The sequence below is a fragment of the Orientia tsutsugamushi genome (assembly GCF_900327275.1).
Lineage (GTDB): Bacteria > Pseudomonadota > Alphaproteobacteria > Rickettsiales > Rickettsiaceae > Orientia > Orientia tsutsugamushi.
Genome location: NZ_LS398548.1, coordinates 1,977,982 through 2,001,471, shown reverse-complemented (window position 1 = coordinate 2,001,471; position 23,490 = coordinate 1,977,982). Strand labels below are relative to the sequence as shown.

Here is a 23,490-nt window from a genome sequence, read left to right as displayed (position 1 = left end):
AACATGAGTGTATTGTCTTATTCTACAAAAGCCTCGCCTATCAATAATCAAAGTTTAGCAGGATTAGTAGAAAGAGTAACTTTTCATAATACTGACAATGGATTTTGCATCATTAAAGTTAAAGTCAATCATAAGAAAGACTTAATAACAGTAATTGGCAACAGTGCAACCATTTCAGCAGGACAGCATATTGAAGCTAGCGGCATATGGGTTAATGATAAAGAATATGGACTGCAGTTTAAAGCTCATACATTAAAAGTTTCAGTACCAACTAGTATAGATGGTATAGAAAAATATTTAGCATCTGGATTGATTAAAGGCATTGGTCCGATATATGCTAAAAAATTAGTCCAAACATTTGGCTTAGATGTTCTTACAGTAATTGAAAATCAGGATCCAGCATTAAAAAAGGTGCCAGGAATAGGTCCAATTCGTGCAAAAAAAATTTGGGAAAGTTGGAATAGCCAGAAAATTATAAGTGATATAATGCTGTTTATTCATAACTATAATATTGGTGCTAGTAAAGCTGTTAAAATATATAAGGCTTATGGAGCAGAAGCAATAAATATTATTAAATCTAATCCCTATCAATTAGTATCGGATATTAAAGGCATAGGGTTTAAAAGTGCAGATAACATTGCAAAAGCTATTGGCATTCCAGAAAATTCAATGATAAGAGCGCGAGCTGGGCTAAATTATGCCTTAGTTACAGCTATGGGTAACGGCAGTTGTGGCATGCCAACTGATAAGCTAATTAATCTATGTCATGAGTTGTTAAATATTGATGTTAGCATTATAATTGATGCACTATCCTTTGAAATCAATGAACGAAATGTTGCTGTTGAAAACATAAATGGTGAAGAATGTATATTCCTTAAGGGATTAGCTTATGCAGAGCTTAAAATAGCGGAATTATTAGTCCATATTAGTAAAGGTAAACTAGCATGGAATCCAATCAGCAGCAATAAAATAACAGAATACATAAGTAAGGCAAATATCAAACTATCACCTAGTCAGCAAGATGCTCTTCATCAAGCTTTGAAGTCTAAAGTAATGATTATTACTGGAGGTCCTGGAGTTGGTAAAACTACTTTAATTAATTCCATAATTAATATTCTAAAAAGTGAAGGAGTTGTAATATTGCTTGCTGCTCCAACTGGCAGAGCAGCAAAGAGGTTAAGCGAGGCTACTCAACATCCAGCTCATACTATTCATCGTTTAGTATATAGTCGTCCAGGACAAGATGTACGAACAATCACAAAACTTAAATGTCAGTTATTAATATTAGATGAAATGTCAATGGTTGATGTTACAACAATGTATGCAGCAATAAGCGCACTGCCAAGCACTGCTTCTCTCTTTTTAGTCGGAGATATTGATCAACTGCCATCAGTAGGACCAGGTCAGGTTTTTAGTGATTTAATTAAGTCTCAAAAATTTCCTATAGTAACATTAACAGAAATTTTTAGGCAAAATAATCAAAGTAGCATTATTAGCAATGCCCATAGAATTAATAACGGATTTTTTCCAATTTTACAATCTAGCCAAAACTCAAATAATGATTTTTATTTTATTAATAGCGATACACCAGAGGATGCTATTGATAAAATAACTGAATTAGTTCAGGTACGCTTACCAAAAAAATTTTCTATTTCTCCATTTACAGATATACAAATATTATCTCCAATAACCAGAGGAATTGTAGGAACAAAGAATCTCAATTCAGTATTACAAAAAGTACTATTACCAAGTACCTCAGCAAATGATGAATTACTTATTTGGGGCAATATTTTTAAAATTGGTGATAAGGTTATGCAAATAGTTAATAATTATGATAAAGATATATATAACGGTGACATAGGAATTATTAATACAATTGATCATGAAAACCAAAATATAGTAATAAATTTTGATGGTAATAAAATAAGCTATGACTTTGATGAGCTTGATGAAATAGTACTTGCTTATGCTATTACTATTCATAAGTCACAAGGTGGAGAATATCACACTGTAATTATTCCATTAATGATGCAACATTACCCTATGCTACAACGAAAGTTAATTTATACTGCTATTACCAGAGCAAAAAAGTTAGTTATTGTTGTTGGTCAAAAAAAAGCATTAAATATCGCTATTAAAAAAAACATAGCAGAACTAAGGTATTCTATGCTCAAGAAAAAATTAATGGATATAACTTAAAATACAAGTTCAAATGAGCATTCTAAACTGTAAAAAGAGCAAGTATTACAACTTTTGTAATTGAACACTATAAAAAATAAAAATGAACATAAAAAACAAGTAAAACTATTATTATTTACCTAGCTTCTGTTTCTTTTTCAAGTTTGAATTATCTTCCACTTTCTTTACCTCAGCTCTGATCTCCTGATTATATTCAACTCTGCTTAATATAAAGTTTTACAAACTAGAATATATTAGAATATTATATCTGATTACAAATGATTTAAGCTTAGAATAGACCTCTTTCGAAACTAGTTAAGGTAGTTCAAAATTATAAATGCCAGAGATCAAATTAAATCTAAGACCGAATCTTTTACGTCTATTTCGATATTTGTCAGCAATAATTTTGAACTACCTTAACTAGTTTCGAAAGAGGTCTAATATATACATTTCCATTCGCTATAAAAAAATAGTGGAGTATCTCACTGGTATTAATATATAGTCATTTACAATGAAGTTTACATATAAAATATCATGTCGGTAAATCTTATGATGCTATTGTCGCTTTTTCTATGCTCAAACTACTTCATTGTAAATGACTATACTACATTCTATAATATATTAACTTTATGAGCGAATGTAATGTTAAACTCTTATTTTAATAATGCTAATTTTTTATGGATAAATAATGAATTTGTAGAGTGGAAAACAGCTAACGTGCATTTAATGACACATAGTTTACACTACGCTAGTTCAGTATTTGAAGGTATTAGAACATATAATGGCAAAGCTTTTAAACTAGAAGAACATATTGATCGTCTATTTGATTCGGCTCAACAATTAATGATACCAGTAAAGTATAGTAAATCTGATATTATTATAGCATGTAAAGCATTAATAGAGAAAAATAATCTTACTAATGCTTATATTAGGCCACTAATATGGAAAGGAGCAGAATCATCAAGATTAATATCTCCATTGTTATCTACTAATGTTATGCTGGCAGGTTGGGAAATACCTAAGCGGATACAGCAACCCATGAATTTATGTTTTAGTAACTGGATTAATATTCCTCCACAAACTATTCCAATTCAGTGTAAGTCTGGAGGACGTTATACTACAATGATAATTAGCAAAACAGAAAGTGAGAATCAGGGATTTGATGATGCTATTTTATTAGATTGGCGTGGTTATATTTCTGAAGCTACTACATCTAATATTTTTTTTGTTGCTCATGATAAAATTATTACACCAATAGCAGACGCTTGTTTGAATGGTATTACTAGGCAAACAGTATTTGCGATTGCTAAAAAGTTAGGTATAATAGCTGAGGAACAATATATTAAGCCTGAATGTTTAATAGATTATCAGGCATGTTTTTTAGTTAGTACATCTATTGAAATTAGAGAAGTAAATGTAATTAATTTTACTGCACTTAAAAATCATAATCTGCAAGTTGAAAAGATTTATGATCTTGATAATTCAGTTACTAGTGTTATAAAAAACTATTATAATAAGTTAGTTAATGGCGAAGAAGATATTTAATGGACTAATTACTGCTTTAGTTACTCCTTTTAAAGATGCTGCAAAGCAGATTGATTTTGATGCATTAGAGAAATTATTAGATTTACAAATTAAAGCTCAAGTCGATGGAATTTTAGTTGCTGGTTCTACTGGAGAAAGTTTATCATTAAGTTATGAGGAATATATCAGTTTAATAAGTTTTACAATCAAGTATGTTAATGGTAGAACATTAGTGATTGCTGGATGTTGCGCTTCTGATATTGATAAAGCTGTAATGATGGTTAAAGAATGTGAAAGATTAGCAGTACAAGGAATAATGTGCGTGACACCATTTTATAGCAGGCCTAGCCAAGAAGGGTTACGTCAATACTTTAAAACTATTCATGATGCATGTAATTTGCCAATTATGCTTTACACAGTTCCAAGTAGAACTGGAGTTGATTTGAATGATGAAACAGTAATAAAGTTAGCAAAATTTGATAGGATAGTAGCAATCAAAGACGCTACTGGCAATCTAGAAGCACCATTAAGAATAAGGTCTAAGTTAGATATCGACAAGGAATTTGCTTTTCTATGTGGAGTTGATTCACTAGCATTAGGGTTTAATGCACAAGGTGGAAGTGGCTTAGTATCGGTAACTGCAAATGTTGCTCCTTTTGAGAGTAAAGAAATACAGTTATTATGGAATCATGGTAAAACTGAAGAAGCTTTTCAGTTACACATGAAGCTAATGCCTATTTATAGCGCTATATCTATTGAAACTAATCCAGTTCCAGTAAAATATGCAGCGTCATTACGTAAATTGTGTACTCCTGAAGTAAGATTGCCATTATGCCAGTTAATGCCATCTAGCATCAAATTAGTAAACGAAGTTTTTAGTGAAGTTGTAATAAGGTAGTTATGGAGAATTATTGTAAAATAGTTGCTCAAAATAGAAAAGCTAAGTTTAATTACTTTATTGAAGATAAAATGGAAGCAGGAATAGTTTTACAGGGCAGTGAATTAAAATCTATAAGAAGCGGGAAAGTAAGTATTGAAGATAGTTATGCTGCTGAGAGTAGCAATGAAATATTTCTCTACAATTCTTATATAGGAGAATATAAACAGGCGAATAGATTTAATCATGTTCCTCGTAGAGTAAGGAAGCTGTTGCTTCATAGAAAAGAAATACAAAAGATTATTGGCAAACTTAGTGTTCAAGGATGTACATTAGTGGCACTATCCATTTACTTTAATAGCAAAAACAAGGTAAAAGTTGAGCTTGGATTAGCTAAGGGGAAAAAACAATATGATAAGCGTTATGCTATTAAAGAACAAGAATGGAAAAAACAACAAGCAAGAATAATGAGAAATAAGTTTTAGTGGATGAAAAAAAGTTTTAAATGATAATTGATCCTGATTACTTAATTGAAAGAAAGTATTATAAAAGCCAATTAAAAAAGTGGAAAATTCTTACTTTGTTGTTAATTACTGCTATAGTAGTGCTGTTTATTTTTCGAAATCGAGTAGGATATAGTCCATCATTAGCTACAGGTGATTATATTGCCAATATTCAAATTGATGATCTTATATATGATGATATAAAACTAACCAATTTATTACATCAAATTAAAAATGATGACAAAGCTAAAGCTTTAATATTACATATAGATTCACCAGGTGGTACAGTAGCAGGCTCAGAAAAAATATATGGTATATTAAGAGCGATTAGTAATAGCAAGCCTGTAGTTGCAGTATTAGGAACTGTCGCAGCCTCAGGTGGATATCTGGTTGCATTAGCAGCAGATTATATTATTGCGCAAAAATCTACAGTAACTGGCTCTATAGGTATTGTGCATTTTTCTCCTGAAATTACTGAATTTGGAGAAAAAATTGGAATAAAATTTCATACCTTTAAGTCTGGTGAGTTAAAAGCAGCACCTAGTTTAACTGAAAAAGTTACACCAGCAGTTCATGAGGCCACTATGACGCTAATAAATGATATGTATGATTTTTTTGTTGAACTAGTAGCAGAGCGTAGACAAATGAGTCCAGAACAAGTATTAAAAGTTGCTGATGGCAAAGCATATACTGGTCGTCAAGCTTTATCTTTGAACTTAATTGACGCATTAGGTACTACAGAGGATGCTTTAACCTGGCTGCAACAGGAAAAAAAGCTTTCTCTTGATCTTAGAGTAATAGAATTACATACGCAAACTAAGCTAGACAGCTATATTGAGTTATTTCAAAATAACATACGTAAATTGTTTTTTGGTAGTAAAATAAATGGTGTAATGGCATTGTATTGTTAAGTTATTAATTATGTGTAGCGATAAGAATATTACAGCTACAGCCTTAGTAAGGCCTAGCTGGTTAAGAGTTAAAGCTCCTTTTTCTGATGAGTATCAAAGTACTAATGAGCTTATCAAGAGCTTAAAGTTAAATACTGTATGTAAGGAGGCAGCATGTCCTAATATTGGTGAATGCTGGTCTAAAAAGCATGCAACGGTTATGATTCTTGGTTCCATTTGTACTAGAGCTTGCGCATTTTGTAATGTTAGTACAGGAAAACCAGAACAAGTAGATGAATATGAGCCATATAGGCTATCTGAAGCAGTAATGAAATTAGGCCTTAAGCATGTAGTAATTACTTCTGTAGATAGGGACGATCTTAGTGATGGAGGAGCTAGTCACTTTGCTAAGTGTATAACTTATATTAGGGAAAGATCTCCTAGTACTTCAATAGAGGTACTAACGCCAGATTTTTTACGTAAACATGACGCTTGGAAGATAGTTGCAAAAGCACGACCAGATGTATATAATCATAATATTGAAACTGTGCCATCATTATATTTAAAAGTCAGACCTGGAGCTCGTTATTATAACTCATTAAATTTGCTACATCAGGTTAAGATATTTGATAGTAGTATTTTTACTAAATCTGGTATTATGGTTGGTTTAGGAGAAACTAAACATGAAGTACTACAAGTAATGGATGATTTAAGAGCTGCCGAAGTAGATTTTTTAACTATTGGTCAATATTTACGTCCTAGTGCTCGACATATAGATGTAGACCGATATGTTACACCTGATGAGTTTGATTATTATGCCAGAGTTGCTAAGTCTAAGGGGTTTTTAATGGTTTCTGCAAGCCCTCTAACTCGGTCTTCATATCATGCTGGAGAACATTTCGAAAAATTAAAACAAATGAGGCTACAAAATATAATATAAAAATTTTTATATTACAAATAATGCTGTTTTTTAATAAAGCTAAGCTTTTACCTTATAGTGCAAAACACCTTTACCAACTTGTGCTTGATATTGAATCTTATCCTCAATTTATACCTTATTGTTCAGCAGCAGAAATAGTAAAAAAAAATCATGAGTTAATTGTTGCTGATTTGACAGTAAAATTCGGGTTATGTTATGATAAATATCGCTCTCTAGTAATGCCGCAATGCAATGGCAAAGATTACAGTATTATAGTTAAGTCTACTGAAGGACCAATATTATATTTGAGTAATATATGGAAATTTCAATCTCATAAGCAAAATACTTTAGTAACTTTAGACTTGAAGTTTACTCTTAAGTCTATAATTTTGGAAAAAATCTTAAAGCTAGTAGCTGATGATGTTGCATGTAAAACAATGACAGCTTTTGAAAATAGGGCAAAGCAAATATATGGTAAGACTTTCTAAGGAAAAAATTTTCGAAGGAAATAGTAAAATTATTTATAGAATTGATGAGTATACTTTAATACAGTTTTTTAAAGATGATATGAGAATTAATGCAGAAAAAGTAATTCAAGTATCTGGTAAAGGAGTTTTGAATAATGTAATATCTAATTATATTTTCAAAAGAGTTAGTATGGTAGGTATTAATCACCATTTAATACAGAAAATAAATATGAGAGAGCAGCTTATTTACGCTCTCTTAATATTATTCCAGTTAAAGTATGCATCACTAATATTGCTTCTGGTAGATATGTTAGTCAATTTAGCATTGAAGATGGTTACGTATTTGATACTCCTATTATTGGTTTTATGGTAAAACATGGAGCTAATAATTATCCCATTATTAATGAAGATCAAATGATAAAATTTAACTGAGTAGATTATTATGAATTAAAAAATATAAAAACGTTAGCATTAAAATTATACACTTTTTTAGTTGGAATGTTTGCTAGCATTAATATTAGATTGGTAGAGTGTCAATTAGAGTTTGGGCGAATTAATAATTTAAGTGGAGATATCATTTTACTAGCGGATGAAATTACTCCTGATACTTGTAAGTTATGAGATCTGCAAAGTAATTGTAAATTAGGCTACGAGCGTGAATGTTCTGAACCAGATAACGCAATTATGCTTTATAAAGAAATAATTAAAAGATTTAATTTAGATGAATATAGTATAGAATGAACAATTTAGGTAAGTATCAGGATATATTATTATTCGAAAACTATCTCCAATAATACTATCTTTAAATTGCACCTTAGATTTATTCTATCATTTTCACCAATTACTTTAAACGCCAGATTAGGATAAGTGGAAATATGAAATGTAGAGAATAAAAGGTATACAAAGCGAGAATGTTGAGTTGTAAAAAAAATTTAAATAAATAAGGAATAACACAACATGAAAAAATGTATTATAACAGTATACTAGACCTCTTTCGAAACTGGTTAAGGTAGTTCAAAATTATAAATACCAGAGATCAAATTAACTCTAAGACCGAATCTTTTACGTTATTTCGATATTTATCAGCAATGATTTTGAACTACCTTAACCAGTTTCGAAAGAGGTCTACTATTTAATAGACAATTTTTGCAAGATATATCAAGAGTGTGAAAGAAAGAGATTAATACCAAGTAGTAATCAAACGAACAGAGATGGGAAGTTGTCCTTAGCTGAGTTATTAACAATAGCGATATATTTTTGTTTATCTCCATGCAAGGAATTTAAAAATTATTATCTATATTACTTGAGTTATAAGTATAAAGGATACTTTTGCTTACCAAGCTATAGTAGAATAATACAACTGTAGCCTAGAATGTTGCTACCATTAGTCGTATTAATGCATTATCTGAAATGAGAAGAGACTGGTATATATTACTTTGTCATAATAAACGTACCCACAGCAATAGAGTTTTTAACAAAATTTCTAAAATTGGTAAAAGTAGTTATGGCTTGTTCTTAGGCTTTAAGCTTCATCTTATAATCAATAATAAAGGCGAAATAATGTCAGTTAAAATTACTAAAAGCAATAAAAGCAACCTATATGTAGCTTCAGTTTTTTCTAAAGGCTTATCTGGTAAATTGTTTGGTGATAAAGCTTACATATCTAAAGAGTTATTTCATCAACTGCTGACCAATGGATCTACGTTTATTTACTAATCTTCGTAAAGATATGAAAACATATTTATTGGACATACAAGATAATCTGTTATTAAATAAACGTTCTTTAATTGAGTTTGTCTTTAATGTACTAAAAAACATATGCTTTTAGAGATACTAGACACCGTTCTCCTCTTAATTTTTTTGTTCATATAATTGCTTCTCTTGCTAGTTATTCTATCTCTAAACTTAATCCCCATCTTATCTCTTCTTCTTCTCCTGACTCCTTATCCTAAATTGACGTTAATAACTATAAGAAGCGCTTAAAAAAACAAAAGTTTTATTATACATGAAAGAAGAAAAGTTAACTCAGATAGCTGTAGACAATAGATCCATACAAGTAAGGTTATTATACTTTTTACTATGTTAACCATGCAATAGCACTATAAGATAATAAAAAATAATTCAATATTGTACCACTAAACAATTTTGCTGGTTAGAAATTAATTTTTTACATAATGCAAATGCACTACTAAAATTAGAGAATTCGCCAGCCAAAATATTGTATATCACTTTATCATTATCAACAACCATTGCATCTATGATACAATTATAGCCTTTTAATATCTTACTATTACTTTCAAAAATTTGTTGCCACATCGCTTCTGCAAGATCAGCATTATAACTAGAATCAAGATATAGCCTATATTTCTGTATTGTACGTTTTTTTGCTGGAGAATGTAAAAGCAAATATTTTAATCTATTATCAAACTGCTCTAATGCTATAATTTCTAAATCTTGCTGTGAGTATGCGCAAGAATCGGTTATGCTATTTGGTTCCACTGTTATATTTGCAGGACTTTGCGACTCTTTTTTTACGATGCTATCATCATTTCTTCTAATTTTTAAAGGTTGCTCTGGTAAAGGCAAAATTTTAACCTGATTATTTGTACTAGTACCATCATTTTTTATTTTATCATATATAGTTTTATCAGAGTTTAGTATCTTGATTCCACCAACAACCTTTGGCTTAATTTTATGTGGAAGGTTATCATTTTCTATTATTGGAATATCTACAGATAGATAATAAAAAACGACATAGTATAAACATAAAAGTTCTATAAGAAGTATTAGTAGCATTAAAATAACATATGCAAAATATTGACCATAAGTAACTTTATTATTTATGGCTAAATAAGATATAAAACGTTTTATAAGCATAGTTTTGATTCTTACATTACTTCAACACAAGTAATTCCAATAATCTTTAATCCTTCTCTAATAATCTCTCTAACTGCTGTAGCTAATGCAAGACGAGCGGCAGTTAAATTATTATCATTTAAAACTATAAATCTGTAATCTAAGTCATGACTTTTAAAATTCCATAAAGCATGAAATTCTGCTGCCAACTTTTGTAAATAAATAGCTATACGGTGAGGTTCAAAGTTTTTTACTGCTCCATCTAGCATGTGAGACCAAACTGCTAAAATTTTGATCAAATTAAGTTCTTCTTTTGTTGAGAGCAGACTAAAATCTGATTTATTAGTAGAAAAAATTTCATATGCTATATTTGCATTATCTTTAGCCTTTCTAAGGATTGAACCTGCTCTAACATAAGCATATTGTACATAAAATACAGGATTATCACGTGATTGTTCTTGTAATTTTACCAAATCAAAATCCAGCACAGCATTATTTTTTCTAGTTAACATAAAGAATCTTATTACATCTTTTCCTACAGTTTCATATACATCTCTTATAGTAGTAAAACTGCCAGATCTCTTAGACATTTTTACCGCTACACCGTCTTCAATCAGTTTTACAAGCTGACAGATTTTGATATCTAAGGTTACATCTTGATTAGAATCAAGTGCCTGTATAATAGCTTTAATACGACTAACATAACCAATATGGTCAGCTCCAAGAATAAAAATCACATAATCAAATCCACGTTTTATTTTATTGTCAGCATAAGCAATATCACTGGCAAAATAAGTCCAACTACCATCTTCTTTCTGTAATGGCCTATCTTGATCATCACCAAAAATACTAGACTTAAATAATAGCTGCCTTCTTGGTTGCCAATTATCACTACTTTGCCCTTTAGGTTGTGATAATTCACCGGTATAAACTAATTTCTTGACTGATAATAGATCAATTACCTTACTTATTACATTACTATCATGTAGATTCTTTTCTGAAAAAAAAATATCATGCCGAACTCCAATTAAAGCTAAATCAGCTTTAATTGATTGAAGCAGGTTATTAACAGCAACATCTTTAATAATATTTAAATATTCTGGTTCACTAAGAGTTAATAACTTGTCTCCATATTCGTTAGCTAGCTTTGTTCCAACTGAAATTAAATACTCACCTGGATAGAGTCCCTTTGGTATATCAGCTGCTTGACCAGTTATTGCTTGTTTATACCTTAAATATACTGACTTAGCTAAATTATCAATTTGTACTCCAGTATCATTAACATAATACTCTCTAGTAACTTGGTATCCTGTACATTGTAATAATGTCGCTAAAACATCTCCATATACAGCTGCTCTAGCATGTCCAATATGTAGTAGTCCAGTTGGATTAGCAGAAACATACTCTATATTTACTTTTTTATTATTACCGATGCTACTATATTCTTTTCTGTAACTACCATCTAATATTATAGCTAAATAGTTTGTCCATTCTTCTTGCAAAATAACAAAATTAATGAATCCAGGGCCAGCTATTGTAATATTAGCAATATATGGATAATGACTAAGTTTTTTTTTAAATAAATTAGCTAGTGTAATTGAATCCTGATTCATCTTTTTAGCAATAAGCATTGCAATGTTAGTTGAAATGTCATAGCTATTTACATCTTTGGAGGATTCTAGTACAATTGGTATTGTATCATTTAAGCTATCAAATTTTTTACTATCGCTAGTAGATTTAAGTTTGTTAATAATACTTGTAGCTACTACATCAATATCTTGCTTAAGTCTTTTATAAATGTTCATTATAATATTATTTAATTCATTTTGGACTGTAAATAAACTTTACTCTGAATAATTGGAAAGTTATATATAAACAAAGCTGCAACTATTACTAAAAAATAACATTATTAATCTTTATATCAATACAAAATTAACTATAATAATTGCCAACATAAAACAATAGAAAAAATGAGTAACTCAAAATTTAATATCACAATAAGTGATACAGTATATAAGAGAATTCATGAATTAAATGAAGAAGCAAATGAACAACAGCCTCTGATGTTAAGAATTAGAGTTGATGCGGGTGGATGTTCAGGTTTTATTTATGAGTATGATCTTGTTATGGACTATGAACCAGGTGATTTTATAGCTAAGAAAGATAATGCTATAGTAGTAATTGATTCATTATCACAAAGTTTTATTAATGGTGCCATTATTGAGTATATAGAAGAGTTAGGACGTTCATATTTTAAAATTACTAATCCAGCAGCTCAAGCTAAATGTGGCTGCGGTAACTCTTTTGCACTATAATTACACTAAAGTTTGATTATTTGATTTTATAGCATTAATATCAGCTAAACGTTTAATCGTATGTATTTTACCTAATATTGGAATAACTTCAAATATACTAGGTGATTTAGTATTGCCAGTTAATAATGCTCGAATTGGATCCATTAACTGCCCCAATTTCATCTGTTTGGTTTTAGCAAATTCTGTAAGAGCTTGTTTGACAGATTCGCAGTTCAATTCCTGCAAATTGTTAATAATATCAATAACTTCTGTAATTAACATAGAAGGAGTTTTTTGAATAATATTTAAAGCTTCATTAACAAAAGTTAACTTATTTTCCAAAACATATATTTTTGCATTTTCAGCAAGATCTGTCAGTAAATTAGCTCTGCTTTTTAAGCCCGACATTCCTTTTTGAATCAAATTGCAACTTTCATTACTAAGGATATATTGCTTAGATAGTATCTCAATTACTAGTTTTGCTAGTATAGAATTATCAGTGCTACGAATATAATAGCCGTTTAAATACAACATTTTATCAAAATCTAATCTTGCTGCAGACTTACCTAATCCATCCATGTCAAACAGCTTTATAGCACGCTCATGAGATATTATCTCTTCATCTTGGTAGCTCCACCCTAATCTTAATAGATAATTGCATAAAGCTTCAGGTAAATAGCCCATTTTTTGATATGCATCAACACCAATAGCGCCATGCCTTTTAGATAATTTGGTTCCATCAGGTCCATAAATCAATGGTATATGAACCATAGCTGGTGCTTTCCAACCTAAAGCGTCATATAATGCTATTTGTTTAGCTGCGTTCGTAAGATGATCATCTCCACGGATAATATGTGTAATACCCATATCATGATCATCTACTACTACTGCTAACATGTAAGTTGGTGTACCATCACTGCGTACTAAAATCATATCATCAATCTGTTGATTTTGAAATACTACCTCACCTTGTACGTGGTCATTAATTATAGTAGTACCATAATCTGGAGCTTTAAAACGAATCACATATGCTTTATTATTATTCTTTAATGATAATGAAGAAGGAATGTTATTGCGCCATGGACTCCTAAAGATAAAACTTTGCTTCTGAGCAATAGCTAATTGTCTTTGGAGATCAATTTCTTCTTGAGAAGTAAAACAATAGTAAGCTTTACCACTCTTTACTAGTTCTAAAGCTATATTTACATGCCTTTGTAGATTTGCAGACTGATAAAAAATATCATTATCCCAATTTATTTTTAACCATTTTAAGCTATCTATAATACCGAGTTTATATTCTTCAGTTGATCTAGCAGCATCAGTATCCTCAATACGAAGCAAAAACCTGCCTTTATGGTGTCTAGCAAATAAATAATTAAAAAGAGCAGTACGAGCTCCTCCAATATGTAAAAACCCAGTTGGCGAAGGAGCAAATCTTGTTACTATATTTGTCATAATATTACTATAAGTTAGATACACTAAGATTTAATGTTATCTGTAACACAAGTTCGATATAATATCCATTCTGCAAAATGTAAGATATAATAAAAAATATCTGAGAAAAATAATCTTTTATAAAATAAGAGTTAGAATCAATAACTTATATTATACTCGTGTTATAATAGACTAATTATATTCTATTGTTAGGTTAACAACTTACAAATTATATTCTTTAAATCTAGAAGTTGGGAGGTATACTGGCAACCTATTTGAGCAAGAGTAGAGCTTCCTCCTCCACTACCACCTATATAATTTATAATTTCCTTTACTAAGTTATTAGCCTGTATCTTATTCGTAATATTATCACTCACTCCAATTATAATTGTGCTTTTTTTATCATTATTACTTATAACAACCATAACTAAGTTCTGAATATTTTTCGTTGTATTACTTACAGCTTTTCTAACAATTTGAAGATCATAATCTTCAATATTTTTGTAAACTAATTTTATTTTTCCAATATTATCAGCAATATTTTGTATATCTTTTTCACACAAAATAAGTTGATTATATTTTAATTGATGCAACTGTTTTTTTAATAAATTATTCTCTTCTATAATGCCATCAATTTTAGACATTATGGTTTGCTTAGTAACACTAAATTTTTCTGCAATTAGATCAAGTAGTTCACTATTCTGCCTAGCTTGTTTAATGACATGCTTGCCAGCAATAGCCTCTATTCTTCTAACTCCAGCAGCAATCGCGCTTTCTGACAAAATTCTAAATGCTCCAATATCTCCAGTGTATTTCACATGAGTTCCACCACATAATTCAAAGGAGTAATATCTAGCATCAGATGTTTCCCCTATAGATATTGCTCTAACTTCATCCCCATATTTTTCTTCAAACAAAGCAACTGCTCCATGAGCTATAGCTTGATCCAATGGCATCATCATAAATTTAACTGCAGTATTGTTAAGAATTATTTCATTAACTCTATTCTCAATTTTAGTTAAAAGCTCTTTACTAATAGATGTTGGATGCGAAACATCAAAACGTAGATAGTCGTAAGCTACTAATGATCCTTTTTGAATGATATGATTACCTAAAATTTCTCTTAAAGCTGCATGCAAAATATGTGTTGCTGAATGATGAATTTGCAATTGAGTACGATATTGCTTGTCAATTGCCATATGTACTACAGCATTAAGATTAATTTTACCTGATACTATTTTACAAATATGCACATGAGTACAACCAAAAAGCTTTATAGTATCAGTTACATGAATTGTACATTCATTATTTTTAATTATTCCTATATCTCCCATTTGTCCGCCAGACTGACCATAAAATGGAGTCTGATTAGTTATAAGCCAAAATTCTTTATTGTTGTCATCAACTTGATTTATATCAATATATTCTACGTATTGATTATCTTGAATGAGAGATACTACAATTCCTTCAGCTTGACAAAGACTATAGCCTACAAATTCTGTAGCTCTAAATTCTTCTTTTAATTTTTCCCATAATATCTGCTCTTTATTACTACCCTGCCCTTTCCACAATTGCCTTGCCCGATTTTGTTGTTCAAGCATGTTTTGGTCAAATTCTGTTTTATTAATTGAAATGCTTCTCTTTTTTAGAATATCTTGAGTTAAGTCAAAAGGAAACCCATATGTATCATAAAGCTTGAATGCAATGTGCCCAGAAAGCTGACTTCCAGATGTTAGATTCTTACTTTCTTCTTCAAGTAACTTTAATCCCTTGGATAAAGTAGTCTTAAATTTTTCCTCTTCATTTTTTAACAAGTAAGTAATGAGTTCTTGCCTAACTCTTAATTCCTTATAAAAATCACCCATTTCATTAATTAAACCTTGAACTAGCTGATGCATAACAGGTTCTTTACAGCCCAGTTGATGAATCTGATTCATAGCTCTTCTCATTATTCTTCTTAAAACATATCCTCTGCCATCATTAGAAGGCATTACTCCATCTGCAATTAAAAAAGCGCTAGCTCTTAAATGATCAGCAATTATTCGATGAGAAAAATTAGCTTCTCCAACTGACTTAATTTTTGTTAAATGTTCAATATTTGCAATCAAATTTTTGAACAAATCAATATCGTAATTATCATATACTCCTTGCAATACTGTTGCTATCCGTTCTAATCCAGCTCCAGTATCTATACAACGCTTTGCTAGTTCAACTCTAGTTGATTCGTTAAGTTGTTCATACTGCATGAAAACTATGTTCCATATTTCAACATAACGTCCACCATTTTCATCTTTGGTTCCAGGTAGGCCACCTTGTATCTTGTCTCCATGATCATAAAAAATTTCTGTACATGGTCCACATGGACCAACAGGCCCCATCGACCAAAAATTATCATCTGTTTTTATACGAATAATTCTACTATCATCTAATCCTGCAATTGACCGCCATAGTTTTGCAGTTTCATGATCAGTATGGTACACTGTAACAATAAGACGATCTTCATCAATAAACAATTCTTTAGTTAAAAAATTCCATATAAGCTGCATAAAATCTGCTTTAGCATTATCTTCCCCAAATGAAAAATTGCCTAGCATTTCAAAAAAAGTATGATGGCGTGCTGTATAGCCAACACTTTCTAAATCATTATGCTTACCACCAGCTCTTACACATTTTTGACAAGTTACTACTCTACTATACTTGCTTGTTTCAGGTGCTCTAACATAGTCTTTAAATTGTACAATACCAGCATTCACAAAAAATAAACTTGGATCATTACCTGGAACTAAAGAACTCGAACTAGCATGATGATGACCATATTTCTTGAAAAATTCTATAAAGGTTGTACGAATTTGATTAATATTTAAAAATGTTGTCATTTGCAATTTTAAGATGATACACGCGCCTTGTTATTATTTTTTAGGCTAGTTGCTATAAGTTCGAAAAACATAGTATAATGTACAATATATACTGTTCTAATAGCTTATGCTACATTTTTATAGTTGCGATTAATGAATATATTGCTACTAAAATTTAAACAATTGATATCTCGCGTTATATTTAAATCCTCTATAATAATATATTTAGGAAAGATTGGAGCTTCTATTGTAGTAATATCTAACAATAGCATCATTGAAGACATGTTTTTAACATATGATACTGATGGAGTACATAAATTCAATAAGTTTCAAGAATTACTTAACAGATACGCTGGTTATAGTGTATCTATACTAATTGATTTGCCAGAAATAAAGTTACAGCAAGAATTTTTGATTGCTATAGAAACTGGAATAAAAAAAAATCCAGTTGATAACTATATTAAGCAACATTTTGGCTCAAACAGTATAATTGGCTATTATATACTTAATATTACTTATAATGGCAGTGAACTATGGCAAGCACAAATTGCTTCAATAGAATTAAATCACATTATCAAAACATTTGTTGATGAAATTATTGTACGTTCAGAAATAACATTTTCTGGATTATTTTTGTGTCCTTTAGAAATTCCTAAAATTATACATACATTATTAAAGTCAAATATTAAAACTATATGTAATATTATGCAACATATAGCTAACTCCACAGTGTTTCAAATAACAAAAACACAATATATATCCCTTCAACAAACTAATTATCTTACTACTAAAACAAAGCTGTTCAAAAAAGCTTATGAAAATAATATAATTCTGATAGTATGTATTACTAAAGCAAATGGTATTACATTTTGTTTATTCAATCAGCAGAATATTATTTTTAGTAACACAATACCATATTGCGCTACTAAAAGCCCTGAGTATATATATGGTATACTAAAGTATGAATCTAATGAGATATTATCATCATTTAAGTTATATATTCTAGAATTAAATAAAAAAGTAATAATTCACTACTTAGTTGATGAACAAATTCAAAAATTTATAGAAAACGATTCTAATAGTTACACTGATACTATCATTACAACTATTCCAAATACTTATTCTGATCAATTAATATCTCAGTTATTTAATTACTGTTCTATACGCTGCGCTTATAACAAATATCTAGATGAATTCAATAAGTTAAGAAAATTTAATTCAGTATTTTTACGATTTGTATTGATAGCAGTAATAATATTATGCTCTAGCCTAATTAGAACCTGGTATAAAGTATTCGTTCAAAAAAAAGCTCTAGCTAATTTTTATGAACAAATTAATACAATTAGTGCAAATCAACATAAAGCTGAACTTGAGTTAGCAGCTTCTTATAATATATCATCAGATATTATTGAAAGTTATTACCTTGATAAGCACATTAATTCTAAGCATTATACTATAGCTTTAGATGCATTAAAGTTATTATTGCATGATCCAAATATAGAAATACAGAAAATAACATACACACTTAATGAGCAACTACCTAGAAACGAGTTACTCATGTCTATTGAAGTCAAATTCTATTATTTAAATAATACTACTGTAAACCGAGAAGATTGTTTAATTCAATTAGAAAAATATAATGCTAATATTATCGAGACATTTAAAAATTATGAAGTTAATTTAACATCTTTAGGACAAGAAATATGTAGCCATTCTAATGTATCAAGAAAATTGCTAACCATGTCTATTAGTAGGATAGTTAATTAATATGATAAACCAACGCATTCTTTATCTCAAAAACCTAATATGTTTCAAGATAGTGCTATATGGCATAATAATATTATTATGCCATATTTATGGTTCATATTTATACGCCCATTTTGAAATACTAAATACAAAAATTCAGAAAAATAAGAAGCATCTGGAAATTTTACAAAACAAATATAATTCAGCTATAGAATTACTAAATAATTCAGCTTTACAAAAAAAAATAAAGCCAATACTTCAGCAAAAGCTATCACAACCTTATGATAGAAATAAGTTAATTGAGCATTATACTAATATTAGTAAAAAATGGAAATTATATAATTTTAATGTTAGTGTTTCATCACCATATCAATTGCAACCAAATAATTATTATAATAGAAAAATATCTATCGAAAACAGAGATGTTTTCTTAAGCTTCTACATTCCAGAATTTTCTGATTTGATGCCATTAATTACAGATATTTATAATCTTACTCCTCAATATACAACAATAGAAAAATTGCAAGCACTTTACCATACTCCAATGTGCTTAAACAATGTACATGATATATGTACTGATAAATTACATATATTTGTAAAAATGAAACTCAACCTATCGCAGGTAAAAAAATTTGATATACAATCCAAACCTTAAATAGAATATGCTAAGTTATAGCTTCAGCGCTAGATATAACTTCTATCAATTCTTTAGTAACAGCAGCTTGTCTTGATCGATTAAGTTGTATAGTTAATTTTGCAATAACATCATCTGCATTAGTTGTTGCAGCCTCCATAGCAACTATACGAGATCTTTCTTCACTAGCTTTGTGTAAAGTAATAATGTGAAATAACTTTGCTATTAGGTACCAGTCTATTATCTGGCTAATAATGTTTCGTCCCTCTAATTCATAAGAAAATTTAGCTTTTTTAAAATTCAAATCTTTAATCGGAAATAGAGTAAGTATATCTAGCTTTTGATTTACTGTATTAATAAATTTATTATAGTATACTTTACACATTATAATATTAGCATTATCAACAGTAAATTTTCGAATTTCTTGTTGAAAATTTACTACAGTAGAAATTTCAACATGGTGCAAACTATTACAACTAATAATTTTACTACCAAAGTCAGGTAGTAAATTATCATAAGCTCTTTTTCCAAATATAATCAGTCTAAAATCATATCCTTGAAGCTGTATATTGTGAACATCATGCCTTAACTCTTTTAATATATTGCTATTAAAACTGCCGCATAATCCTTGCTCAGAAGATAGTACTATTAACAAAATTATTGCTGTTTTATTCTCGACTTGAGAATCTTGTTTAGCAATGCCAAGCATAAGCTGTTCCCTAGCGCCTAGACTGCTATAATCACCACCACTTAATCCACCAGCTAACATTTCTGTAATTATCTGTAGATAATTTTCGGCTTCAAGCATAATACTTCCAAGCTTTCTAAATCTCGAGCTAGCAATTAACTGCATTGCTTTAGTAACTTTTTGAGTAGATCGAACAGCTTTAATTCTATCCCTCAATTGCTTAAGAACTGTCATGCAAGCTTTTGCTCCTAACTATACTGTTCAATAGATTTTACAAATTCTTGCAAAATTTGGTGTAATTTGCTACTAATAATTTCAGTAATTTTTTTTGTGCTGATAATTTCATTCATAATATCTGGATTGTGTATTCTAAAATATTCCAACATATTACTCTCAAATTCTTTCACTTTACTTACTGCTACCTTATCCAAATAGCCATTGATTCCTGCAAACAATACAATAATTTGTTCTTCGACAGGAAATGGACAATATTGCGACTGCTTTAGTAATTCACTTAACCTTCGTCCCCTATTTATTAATTGCATACTACTAGAATCAAGATCTGCACCAAACTGAGAAAAAGCTTCCATTTCATGATATTGCGCAAGTTCTAGCTTAACAGTACCAGCTATATCCTTCATAGCCTTAATTTGAGCTGCAGCTCCAACTCTGCTAACAGAGATACCAACATTTAATGCTGGTTTTGTACCTTTATAAAATAATTCACTCTCTAAGAAAATTTGTCCATCAGTAATAGAAATAATATTAGTAGGAATATAAGCAGACACATCACTATTTTGGGTTTCAACAATAGGTAATGCAGTCAATGACCCCTCCCCCTTAGCTTTATTCAATTTTGCTGCTCTTTCTAACAGTCTTGAATGAAGATAAAATACATCACCAGGGTAAGCTTCCCGAGCTGGAGGCCTTCTTAATAACAACGATATTTGTCGATAAGCTATAGCATGCTTACTTAAATCATCATAAATAACTAAAGCATGCATACCGTTATCCCTAAAATATTCTCCAATAGCACAACCAGTATAAGGAGCTAAATATTGTAATGAAGCAGCATCGGATGCACTAGATAATACAACTGTAGTGTAAGCCATTGCACCTGTTTCTTGTAATTTTTTAACTAACTGAGCAACAGTTGAACGTTTTTGCCCAATTGCTACATATATACAATAAACCTTTTCTCTTTCCTGATCTGAAAGATGAAATCTTTTTTGGTTAAGAATGATATCGATAGCTATAGCAGTTTTGCCTGTCTGCCTATCTCCAATAATTAATTCCCTTTGTCCTTTACCAATAGGTATTAAAGCATCAATAGCTTTAATACCAGTATACATAGGCTCATTAACACTATCTCTACACATAACACTTGGAGCTTTGACTTCAACATCTAAATATGTAGGATTAATAAATTCTCCTTTACCATCTATAGGATTACCAACAGCATCAACTACTCTTCCTAGTAACTCTTTTCCAGTAGGTACTTTTAAAGATGTTTGAGTGCGTTTTACTTGACTTCCTTGCTTAATCTGATCATCACTACCAATAACTACTGCTTCTATCAAATTATCCTTTAAACTAAAAACTATACCTTTGGTTCCTGTAGAAAACTGTAAAATCTCCCCTGAGTAAGCATTACTAAGACCATAAACTTTAGCTATTCCATCACCAATAGATATTACATATCCTACTTCAGATAATTCTGATAATTCATCAAAATCTTCTAACTGTTTTTTTAACGCTTCGTAAACCTCTGAGGCTTTTAGTTGCATTTAATACCTATTCTTTATTAAAATAACTTTTTTTGTACTAATCTAATAATTTAACTTAATACGAGATTTAAACCTATTGATAGCTCCTAGCATAGAAAGATCATACTCGTAATCGTCATATCTCAATATTATTCCACCTACAATAGATTTATCTACTATATTAGATATAATTAACTTTCTATTAAGCTTGCGTTCAAATATAGCCTTAATATCCTTGATCGCGGCCTTTGACCATTTAATAGTAGTAACAAGATATCCCAAAGTGACACCTTGATAATTCCTAACTTGTGCATCAAATGCTATAATTATATGTGATAAATAAGTAAGCCTATTATTTTTTTGGAGAAGCTTTAGAAAATTATAAGTTAAATGATTCAGTCCATATGTACTTGATAGGTAGTCCATCAAGTTTATTTTATTTTTCATCAAAGCAATAAACTGCAATGACATATTTTGTTTCGCTAAAAATTTACAGAATTGTTTTAATGCTTTTAAGTCTTGCTTTACTTTACTAACAATATTAAGCTTTATTGCCTGTTTAAATAAAATTTTTGCATAAAGTACAGCAACATTATTTAGTTTATGCATTTTATAATCACCTAGATAAACTACTAACCTCTAATAAATTAATATTGCCATTGAAAAAACTTTAAGCAAATTAGCTATACAACAGCAATATTTATTACTTTAAGCCACTAGAACCAAACCCATTTTCACCTCTTTCTGTTTCATCTAAATCATCTACTAATTCCCAACTAACAACCTCATATTTAGCTATTACCATTTGAGCAATACGCATAGCTGGAGTCAGTTGAAAATCTTTTTGCCCTAAATTGATCATAATAATTTTCAATTCTCCACGATAATCTGAATCAATAGTACCTGGAGAGTTTAAAACTATTACACCAAACTTACTAGCAAGCCCTGACCTGGAACGTATTTGCGCCTCATATCCATAAGGCAAGGAAATAGCAATACCAGCAGGTACAAGAGCAGTTTCATGAGGCTTAATTATCATAGGACTAGCTATCGCAGCATACAAGTCCATACCAGCACTGCCATTAGTAGAATACGCAGGCAGAGATGATGTTCCCTCAAATTGATAAATTTGCTTAATTTTTACTTTCATTACTCCTTTATACCACTACCTTATCTTTTAGTCAATAAACTTTATCAAAGCTTAATTAGCACGAGTTCAATATAAAAAATATGTCAAACTATAGAGAGCAAAAACATTAGATATAAATAGCAAATCAGATGATTGAATCAATCGCTTTTTTTAATTAAATCAAATCCTAGGTTTTAATAATATTAGGTGACATAGTCATTGTAATAACCTGCCCCTGCATTTTTGGTGGAGAGTCAATTTTTCCTTCTACTTGGCATACATCAATAATATTATCAAGTATTTGTCTCCCAAATTCAGCATGTACTATTTCTCTGCCCTTAAATATTACACTTATGTTAACCTTATTATTTTTGCTTAAAAATTGCTTGATACTTTTTATCTTAATCGCAAGATCCCCATCAGCAATGTTAGGACGCAACTTAATTTCTTTTACAGTAACTTTCGTTTGCTTCTTTTTTGCTTGCTGAGCCTTTTTTTTAATTTCGTATTTGTACTTACTATAGTCTAAGATTTTACATAATGGCAAATCTGATTGTGAAAACTCAACTAAATCTAATCCTGCCATCTCTGCTTTACTAATAGCTTCTGACAATGATGTTATACCAATCATATTGCCACTTTCATCAATTAGCCTAACTTGCTTAGCCTTAATTTCGCCATTTACCTTCAAATAGCCGCTACTTTTATTTGTGGAAATAAAACTTCTCCT

The 23,490-nt window shown here is 30.1% G+C and carries 20 protein-coding genes and 4 pseudogenes; 13 read left to right on the top strand and 11 right to left on the bottom strand.

Annotated elements, in window-relative coordinates:
- Positions 1–3 precede the first annotated feature (3 nt).
- Positions 4–2,199, top strand: coding sequence for an SF1B family DNA helicase RecD2 (recD2, locus tag DK405_RS10400; RefSeq protein WP_045912310.1), 2,196 nt, complete (start codon positions 4–6; stop codon positions 2,197–2,199).
- Positions 2,200–2,493: 294 nt separating this feature from the next.
- Here recD2 and DK405_RS10395 read toward each other — a convergent pair.
- A pseudogene (locus DK405_RS10395) lies at positions 2,494–2,589 on the bottom strand (IS5/IS1182 family transposase); the annotation flags it as partial.
- A 231-nt stretch (positions 2,590–2,820) separates the two neighbouring features.
- On the opposite strand from DK405_RS10395, the gene DK405_RS10390 reads away from it, so the two are divergent.
- The 8 genes and pseudogenes from DK405_RS10390 to DK405_RS15530 all read left to right on the top strand — a co-directional run bounded on the left by DK405_RS10390 (position 2,821) and on the right by DK405_RS15530 (position 7,979).
- The gene (locus tag DK405_RS10390) at positions 2,821–3,723 is read left to right on the top strand and encodes an aminotransferase class IV (RefSeq protein ID WP_045912309.1); all 903 of its coding nucleotides are present in this window, start codon (positions 2,821–2,823) and stop codon (positions 3,721–3,723) included.
- Entirely contained in the window at positions 3,704–4,600 is an 897-nt protein-coding gene (gene dapA, locus DK405_RS10385) for a 4-hydroxy-tetrahydrodipicolinate synthase (RefSeq protein WP_045912308.1), read from the top strand. The genes DK405_RS10390 and dapA overlap by 20 nt, the downstream gene beginning before the upstream one ends.
- A 2-nt stretch (positions 4,601–4,602) precedes the next feature.
- Entirely contained in the window at positions 4,603–5,064 is a 462-nt protein-coding gene (gene smpB, locus DK405_RS10380) for an SsrA-binding protein SmpB (RefSeq protein ID WP_012460806.1), read from the top strand.
- Positions 5,065–5,084: 20 nt separating this feature from the next.
- On the top strand, positions 5,085–5,993 hold the full coding sequence (sppA, locus tag DK405_RS10375; protein ID WP_045912307.1) for a signal peptide peptidase SppA: 909 nt from the start codon (positions 5,085–5,087) through the stop codon (positions 5,991–5,993).
- A gap of 10 nt (positions 5,994–6,003) precedes the next feature.
- Positions 6,004–6,912: a lipoyl synthase gene (gene lipA / locus DK405_RS10370; RefSeq protein WP_045912306.1), complete on the top strand. Its 909-nt coding sequence runs from the start codon at positions 6,004–6,006 to the stop codon at positions 6,910–6,912.
- A gap of 20 nt (positions 6,913–6,932) precedes the next feature.
- A complete protein-coding gene (locus DK405_RS10365) occupies positions 6,933–7,379 on the top strand; it encodes a type II toxin-antitoxin system RatA family toxin (RefSeq protein WP_045912305.1) in 447 nt (148 codons plus the stop codon).
- The gene (locus DK405_RS14615) at positions 7,363–7,731 is read left to right on the top strand and encodes a phosphoribosylaminoimidazolesuccinocarboxamide synthase (protein ID WP_231108463.1); all 369 of its coding nucleotides are present in this window, start codon (positions 7,363–7,365) and stop codon (positions 7,729–7,731) included. The genes DK405_RS10365 and DK405_RS14615 overlap by 17 nt, the downstream gene beginning before the upstream one ends.
- Positions 7,620–7,979 (top strand): annotated as a pseudogene (locus tag DK405_RS15530) (phosphoribosylaminoimidazolesuccinocarboxamide synthase). The gene DK405_RS14615 and the pseudogene DK405_RS15530 overlap by 112 nt, the downstream one beginning before the upstream one ends.
- A 383-nt stretch (positions 7,980–8,362) precedes the next feature.
- Here the strand turns inward: DK405_RS15530 and DK405_RS12905 are convergent.
- A pseudogene (locus DK405_RS12905) lies at positions 8,363–8,457 on the bottom strand (IS5/IS1182 family transposase); the annotation flags it as partial.
- A 36-nt stretch (positions 8,458–8,493) separates the two neighbouring features.
- Here DK405_RS12905 and DK405_RS16285 point away from each other — a divergent pair.
- Positions 8,494–9,310 (top strand): annotated as a pseudogene (locus tag DK405_RS16285) (IS982 family transposase).
- A 169-nt stretch (positions 9,311–9,479) separates the two neighbouring features.
- Here DK405_RS16285 and DK405_RS10350 read toward each other — a convergent pair.
- Positions 9,480–10,235 carry an SPOR domain-containing protein gene (locus tag DK405_RS10350; RefSeq protein ID WP_045912376.1) on the bottom strand — a complete coding sequence of 252 codons (756 nt, stop codon included), beginning with the start codon at positions 10,233–10,235 and terminating at the stop codon, positions 9,480–9,482.
- Between the two features lie 11 nt (positions 10,236–10,246).
- Positions 10,247–12,019: an arginine--tRNA ligase gene (argS, locus tag DK405_RS10345; RefSeq protein ID WP_045912377.1), complete on the bottom strand. Its 1,773-nt coding sequence runs from the start codon at positions 12,017–12,019 to the stop codon at positions 10,247–10,249.
- A gap of 165 nt (positions 12,020–12,184) precedes the next feature.
- Between argS and DK405_RS10340 the strand changes: the two genes are divergently transcribed.
- Positions 12,185–12,529, top strand: coding sequence for a HesB/IscA family protein (locus tag DK405_RS10340; protein WP_045912378.1), 345 nt, complete (start codon positions 12,185–12,187; stop codon positions 12,527–12,529).
- On the opposite strand, the gene gltX is transcribed toward DK405_RS10340, so the two are convergent.
- Together gltX and alaS are read right to left on the bottom strand one after the other, a co-directional pair.
- Complete coding sequence (gene gltX, locus DK405_RS10335) at positions 12,530–13,963, bottom strand: glutamate--tRNA ligase (RefSeq protein ID WP_045912379.1); 1,434 nt, start codon at positions 13,961–13,963, stop codon at positions 12,530–12,532.
- A 188-nt stretch (positions 13,964–14,151) separates the two neighbouring features.
- Complete coding sequence (gene alaS, locus DK405_RS10330; RefSeq protein WP_045912380.1) at positions 14,152–16,818, bottom strand: alanine--tRNA ligase; 2,667 nt, start codon at positions 16,816–16,818, stop codon at positions 14,152–14,154.
- A 132-nt stretch (positions 16,819–16,950) separates the two neighbouring features.
- Between alaS and DK405_RS10325 the strand changes: the two genes are divergently transcribed.
- Together DK405_RS10325 and DK405_RS10320 are read left to right on the top strand one after the other, a co-directional pair.
- Positions 16,951–18,564 (top strand): hypothetical protein, encoded by a 1,614-nt coding sequence (locus DK405_RS10325; RefSeq protein ID WP_045912381.1) that lies wholly within the window; start codon positions 16,951–16,953, stop codon positions 18,562–18,564.
- 1 nt (position 18,565) lies between these two features.
- Complete coding sequence (locus DK405_RS10320; RefSeq protein WP_045912382.1) at positions 18,566–19,198, top strand: hypothetical protein; 633 nt, start codon at positions 18,566–18,568, stop codon at positions 19,196–19,198.
- A gap of 10 nt (positions 19,199–19,208) precedes the next feature.
- On the opposite strand, the gene DK405_RS10315 is transcribed toward DK405_RS10320, so the two are convergent.
- From DK405_RS10315 to infC, 5 genes are all read right to left on the bottom strand, one after another.
- Entirely contained in the window at positions 19,209–20,099 is an 891-nt protein-coding gene (locus DK405_RS10315; protein ID WP_045912383.1) for a F0F1 ATP synthase subunit gamma, read from the bottom strand.
- A 14-nt stretch (positions 20,100–20,113) separates the two neighbouring features.
- Positions 20,114–21,652: a F0F1 ATP synthase subunit alpha gene (gene atpA, locus DK405_RS10310; RefSeq protein WP_045912384.1), complete on the bottom strand. Its 1,539-nt coding sequence runs from the start codon at positions 21,650–21,652 to the stop codon at positions 20,114–20,116.
- A gap of 42 nt (positions 21,653–21,694) precedes the next feature.
- A complete protein-coding gene (atpH, locus tag DK405_RS10305) occupies positions 21,695–22,240 on the bottom strand; it encodes an ATP synthase F1 subunit delta (RefSeq protein ID WP_045912385.1) in 546 nt (181 codons plus the stop codon).
- 94 nt (positions 22,241–22,334) lie between these two features.
- Positions 22,335–22,781 (bottom strand): dUTP diphosphatase, encoded by a 447-nt coding sequence (gene dut, locus DK405_RS10300; RefSeq protein WP_045912386.1) that lies wholly within the window; start codon positions 22,779–22,781, stop codon positions 22,335–22,337.
- Positions 22,782–22,947: 166 nt separating this feature from the next.
- Positions 22,948–23,451 carry a translation initiation factor IF-3 gene (infC, locus tag DK405_RS10295; protein WP_012461548.1) on the bottom strand — a complete coding sequence of 168 codons (504 nt, stop codon included), beginning with the start codon at positions 23,449–23,451 and terminating at the stop codon, positions 22,948–22,950.
- Between the last annotated feature and the right edge of the window lie 39 nt (positions 23,452–23,490).

Excerpts from the sequence above, each read along its gene's own strand:
- DK405_RS10350 (WP_045912376.1), bottom strand. The coding sequence starts at position 10,235 with ATGCTTATAAAACGTTTTATATCTTATTTAGCCATAAATAATAAAGTT.
- DK405_RS10315 (WP_045912383.1), bottom strand. The coding sequence starts at position 20,099 with ATGACAGTTCTTAAGCAATTGAGGGATAGAATTAAAGCTGTTCGATCT.
- recD2 (WP_045912310.1), top strand. The coding sequence starts at position 4 with ATGAGTGTATTGTCTTATTCTACAAAAGCCTCGCCTATCAATAATCAA.
- DK405_RS10320 (WP_045912382.1), top strand. The coding sequence starts at position 18,566 with ATGATAAACCAACGCATTCTTTATCTCAAAAACCTAATATGTTTCAAG.
- DK405_RS10365 (WP_045912305.1), top strand. The coding sequence starts at position 6,933 with ATGCTGTTTTTTAATAAAGCTAAGCTTTTACCTTATAGTGCAAAACAC.
- DK405_RS10325 (WP_045912381.1), top strand. The coding sequence starts at position 16,951 with ATGAATATATTGCTACTAAAATTTAAACAATTGATATCTCGCGTTATA.
- DK405_RS14615 (WP_231108463.1), top strand. The coding sequence starts at position 7,363 with ATGGTAAGACTTTCTAAGGAAAAAATTTTCGAAGGAAATAGTAAAATT.
- atpH (WP_045912385.1), bottom strand. The coding sequence starts at position 22,240 with ATGCATAAACTAAATAATGTTGCTGTACTTTATGCAAAAATTTTATTT.
- alaS (WP_045912380.1), bottom strand. The coding sequence starts at position 16,818 with ATGACAACATTTTTAAATATTAATCAAATTCGTACAACCTTTATAGAA.
- argS (WP_045912377.1), bottom strand. The coding sequence starts at position 12,019 with ATGAACATTTATAAAAGACTTAAGCAAGATATTGATGTAGTAGCTACA.
- gltX (WP_045912379.1), bottom strand. The coding sequence starts at position 13,963 with ATGACAAATATAGTAACAAGATTTGCTCCTTCGCCAACTGGGTTTTTA.
- atpA (WP_045912384.1), bottom strand. The coding sequence starts at position 21,652 with ATGCAACTAAAAGCCTCAGAGGTTTACGAAGCGTTAAAAAAACAGTTA.
- dut (WP_045912386.1), bottom strand. The coding sequence starts at position 22,781 with ATGAAAGTAAAAATTAAGCAAATTTATCAATTTGAGGGAACATCATCT.
- DK405_RS10390 (WP_045912309.1), top strand. The coding sequence starts at position 2,821 with ATGTTAAACTCTTATTTTAATAATGCTAATTTTTTATGGATAAATAAT.
- smpB (WP_012460806.1), top strand. The coding sequence starts at position 4,603 with ATGGAGAATTATTGTAAAATAGTTGCTCAAAATAGAAAAGCTAAGTTT.
- sppA (WP_045912307.1), top strand. The coding sequence starts at position 5,085 with ATGATAATTGATCCTGATTACTTAATTGAAAGAAAGTATTATAAAAGC.
- lipA (WP_045912306.1), top strand. The coding sequence starts at position 6,004 with ATGTGTAGCGATAAGAATATTACAGCTACAGCCTTAGTAAGGCCTAGC.
- DK405_RS10340 (WP_045912378.1), top strand. The coding sequence starts at position 12,185 with ATGAGTAACTCAAAATTTAATATCACAATAAGTGATACAGTATATAAG.
- dapA (WP_045912308.1), top strand. The coding sequence starts at position 3,704 with ATGGCGAAGAAGATATTTAATGGACTAATTACTGCTTTAGTTACTCCT.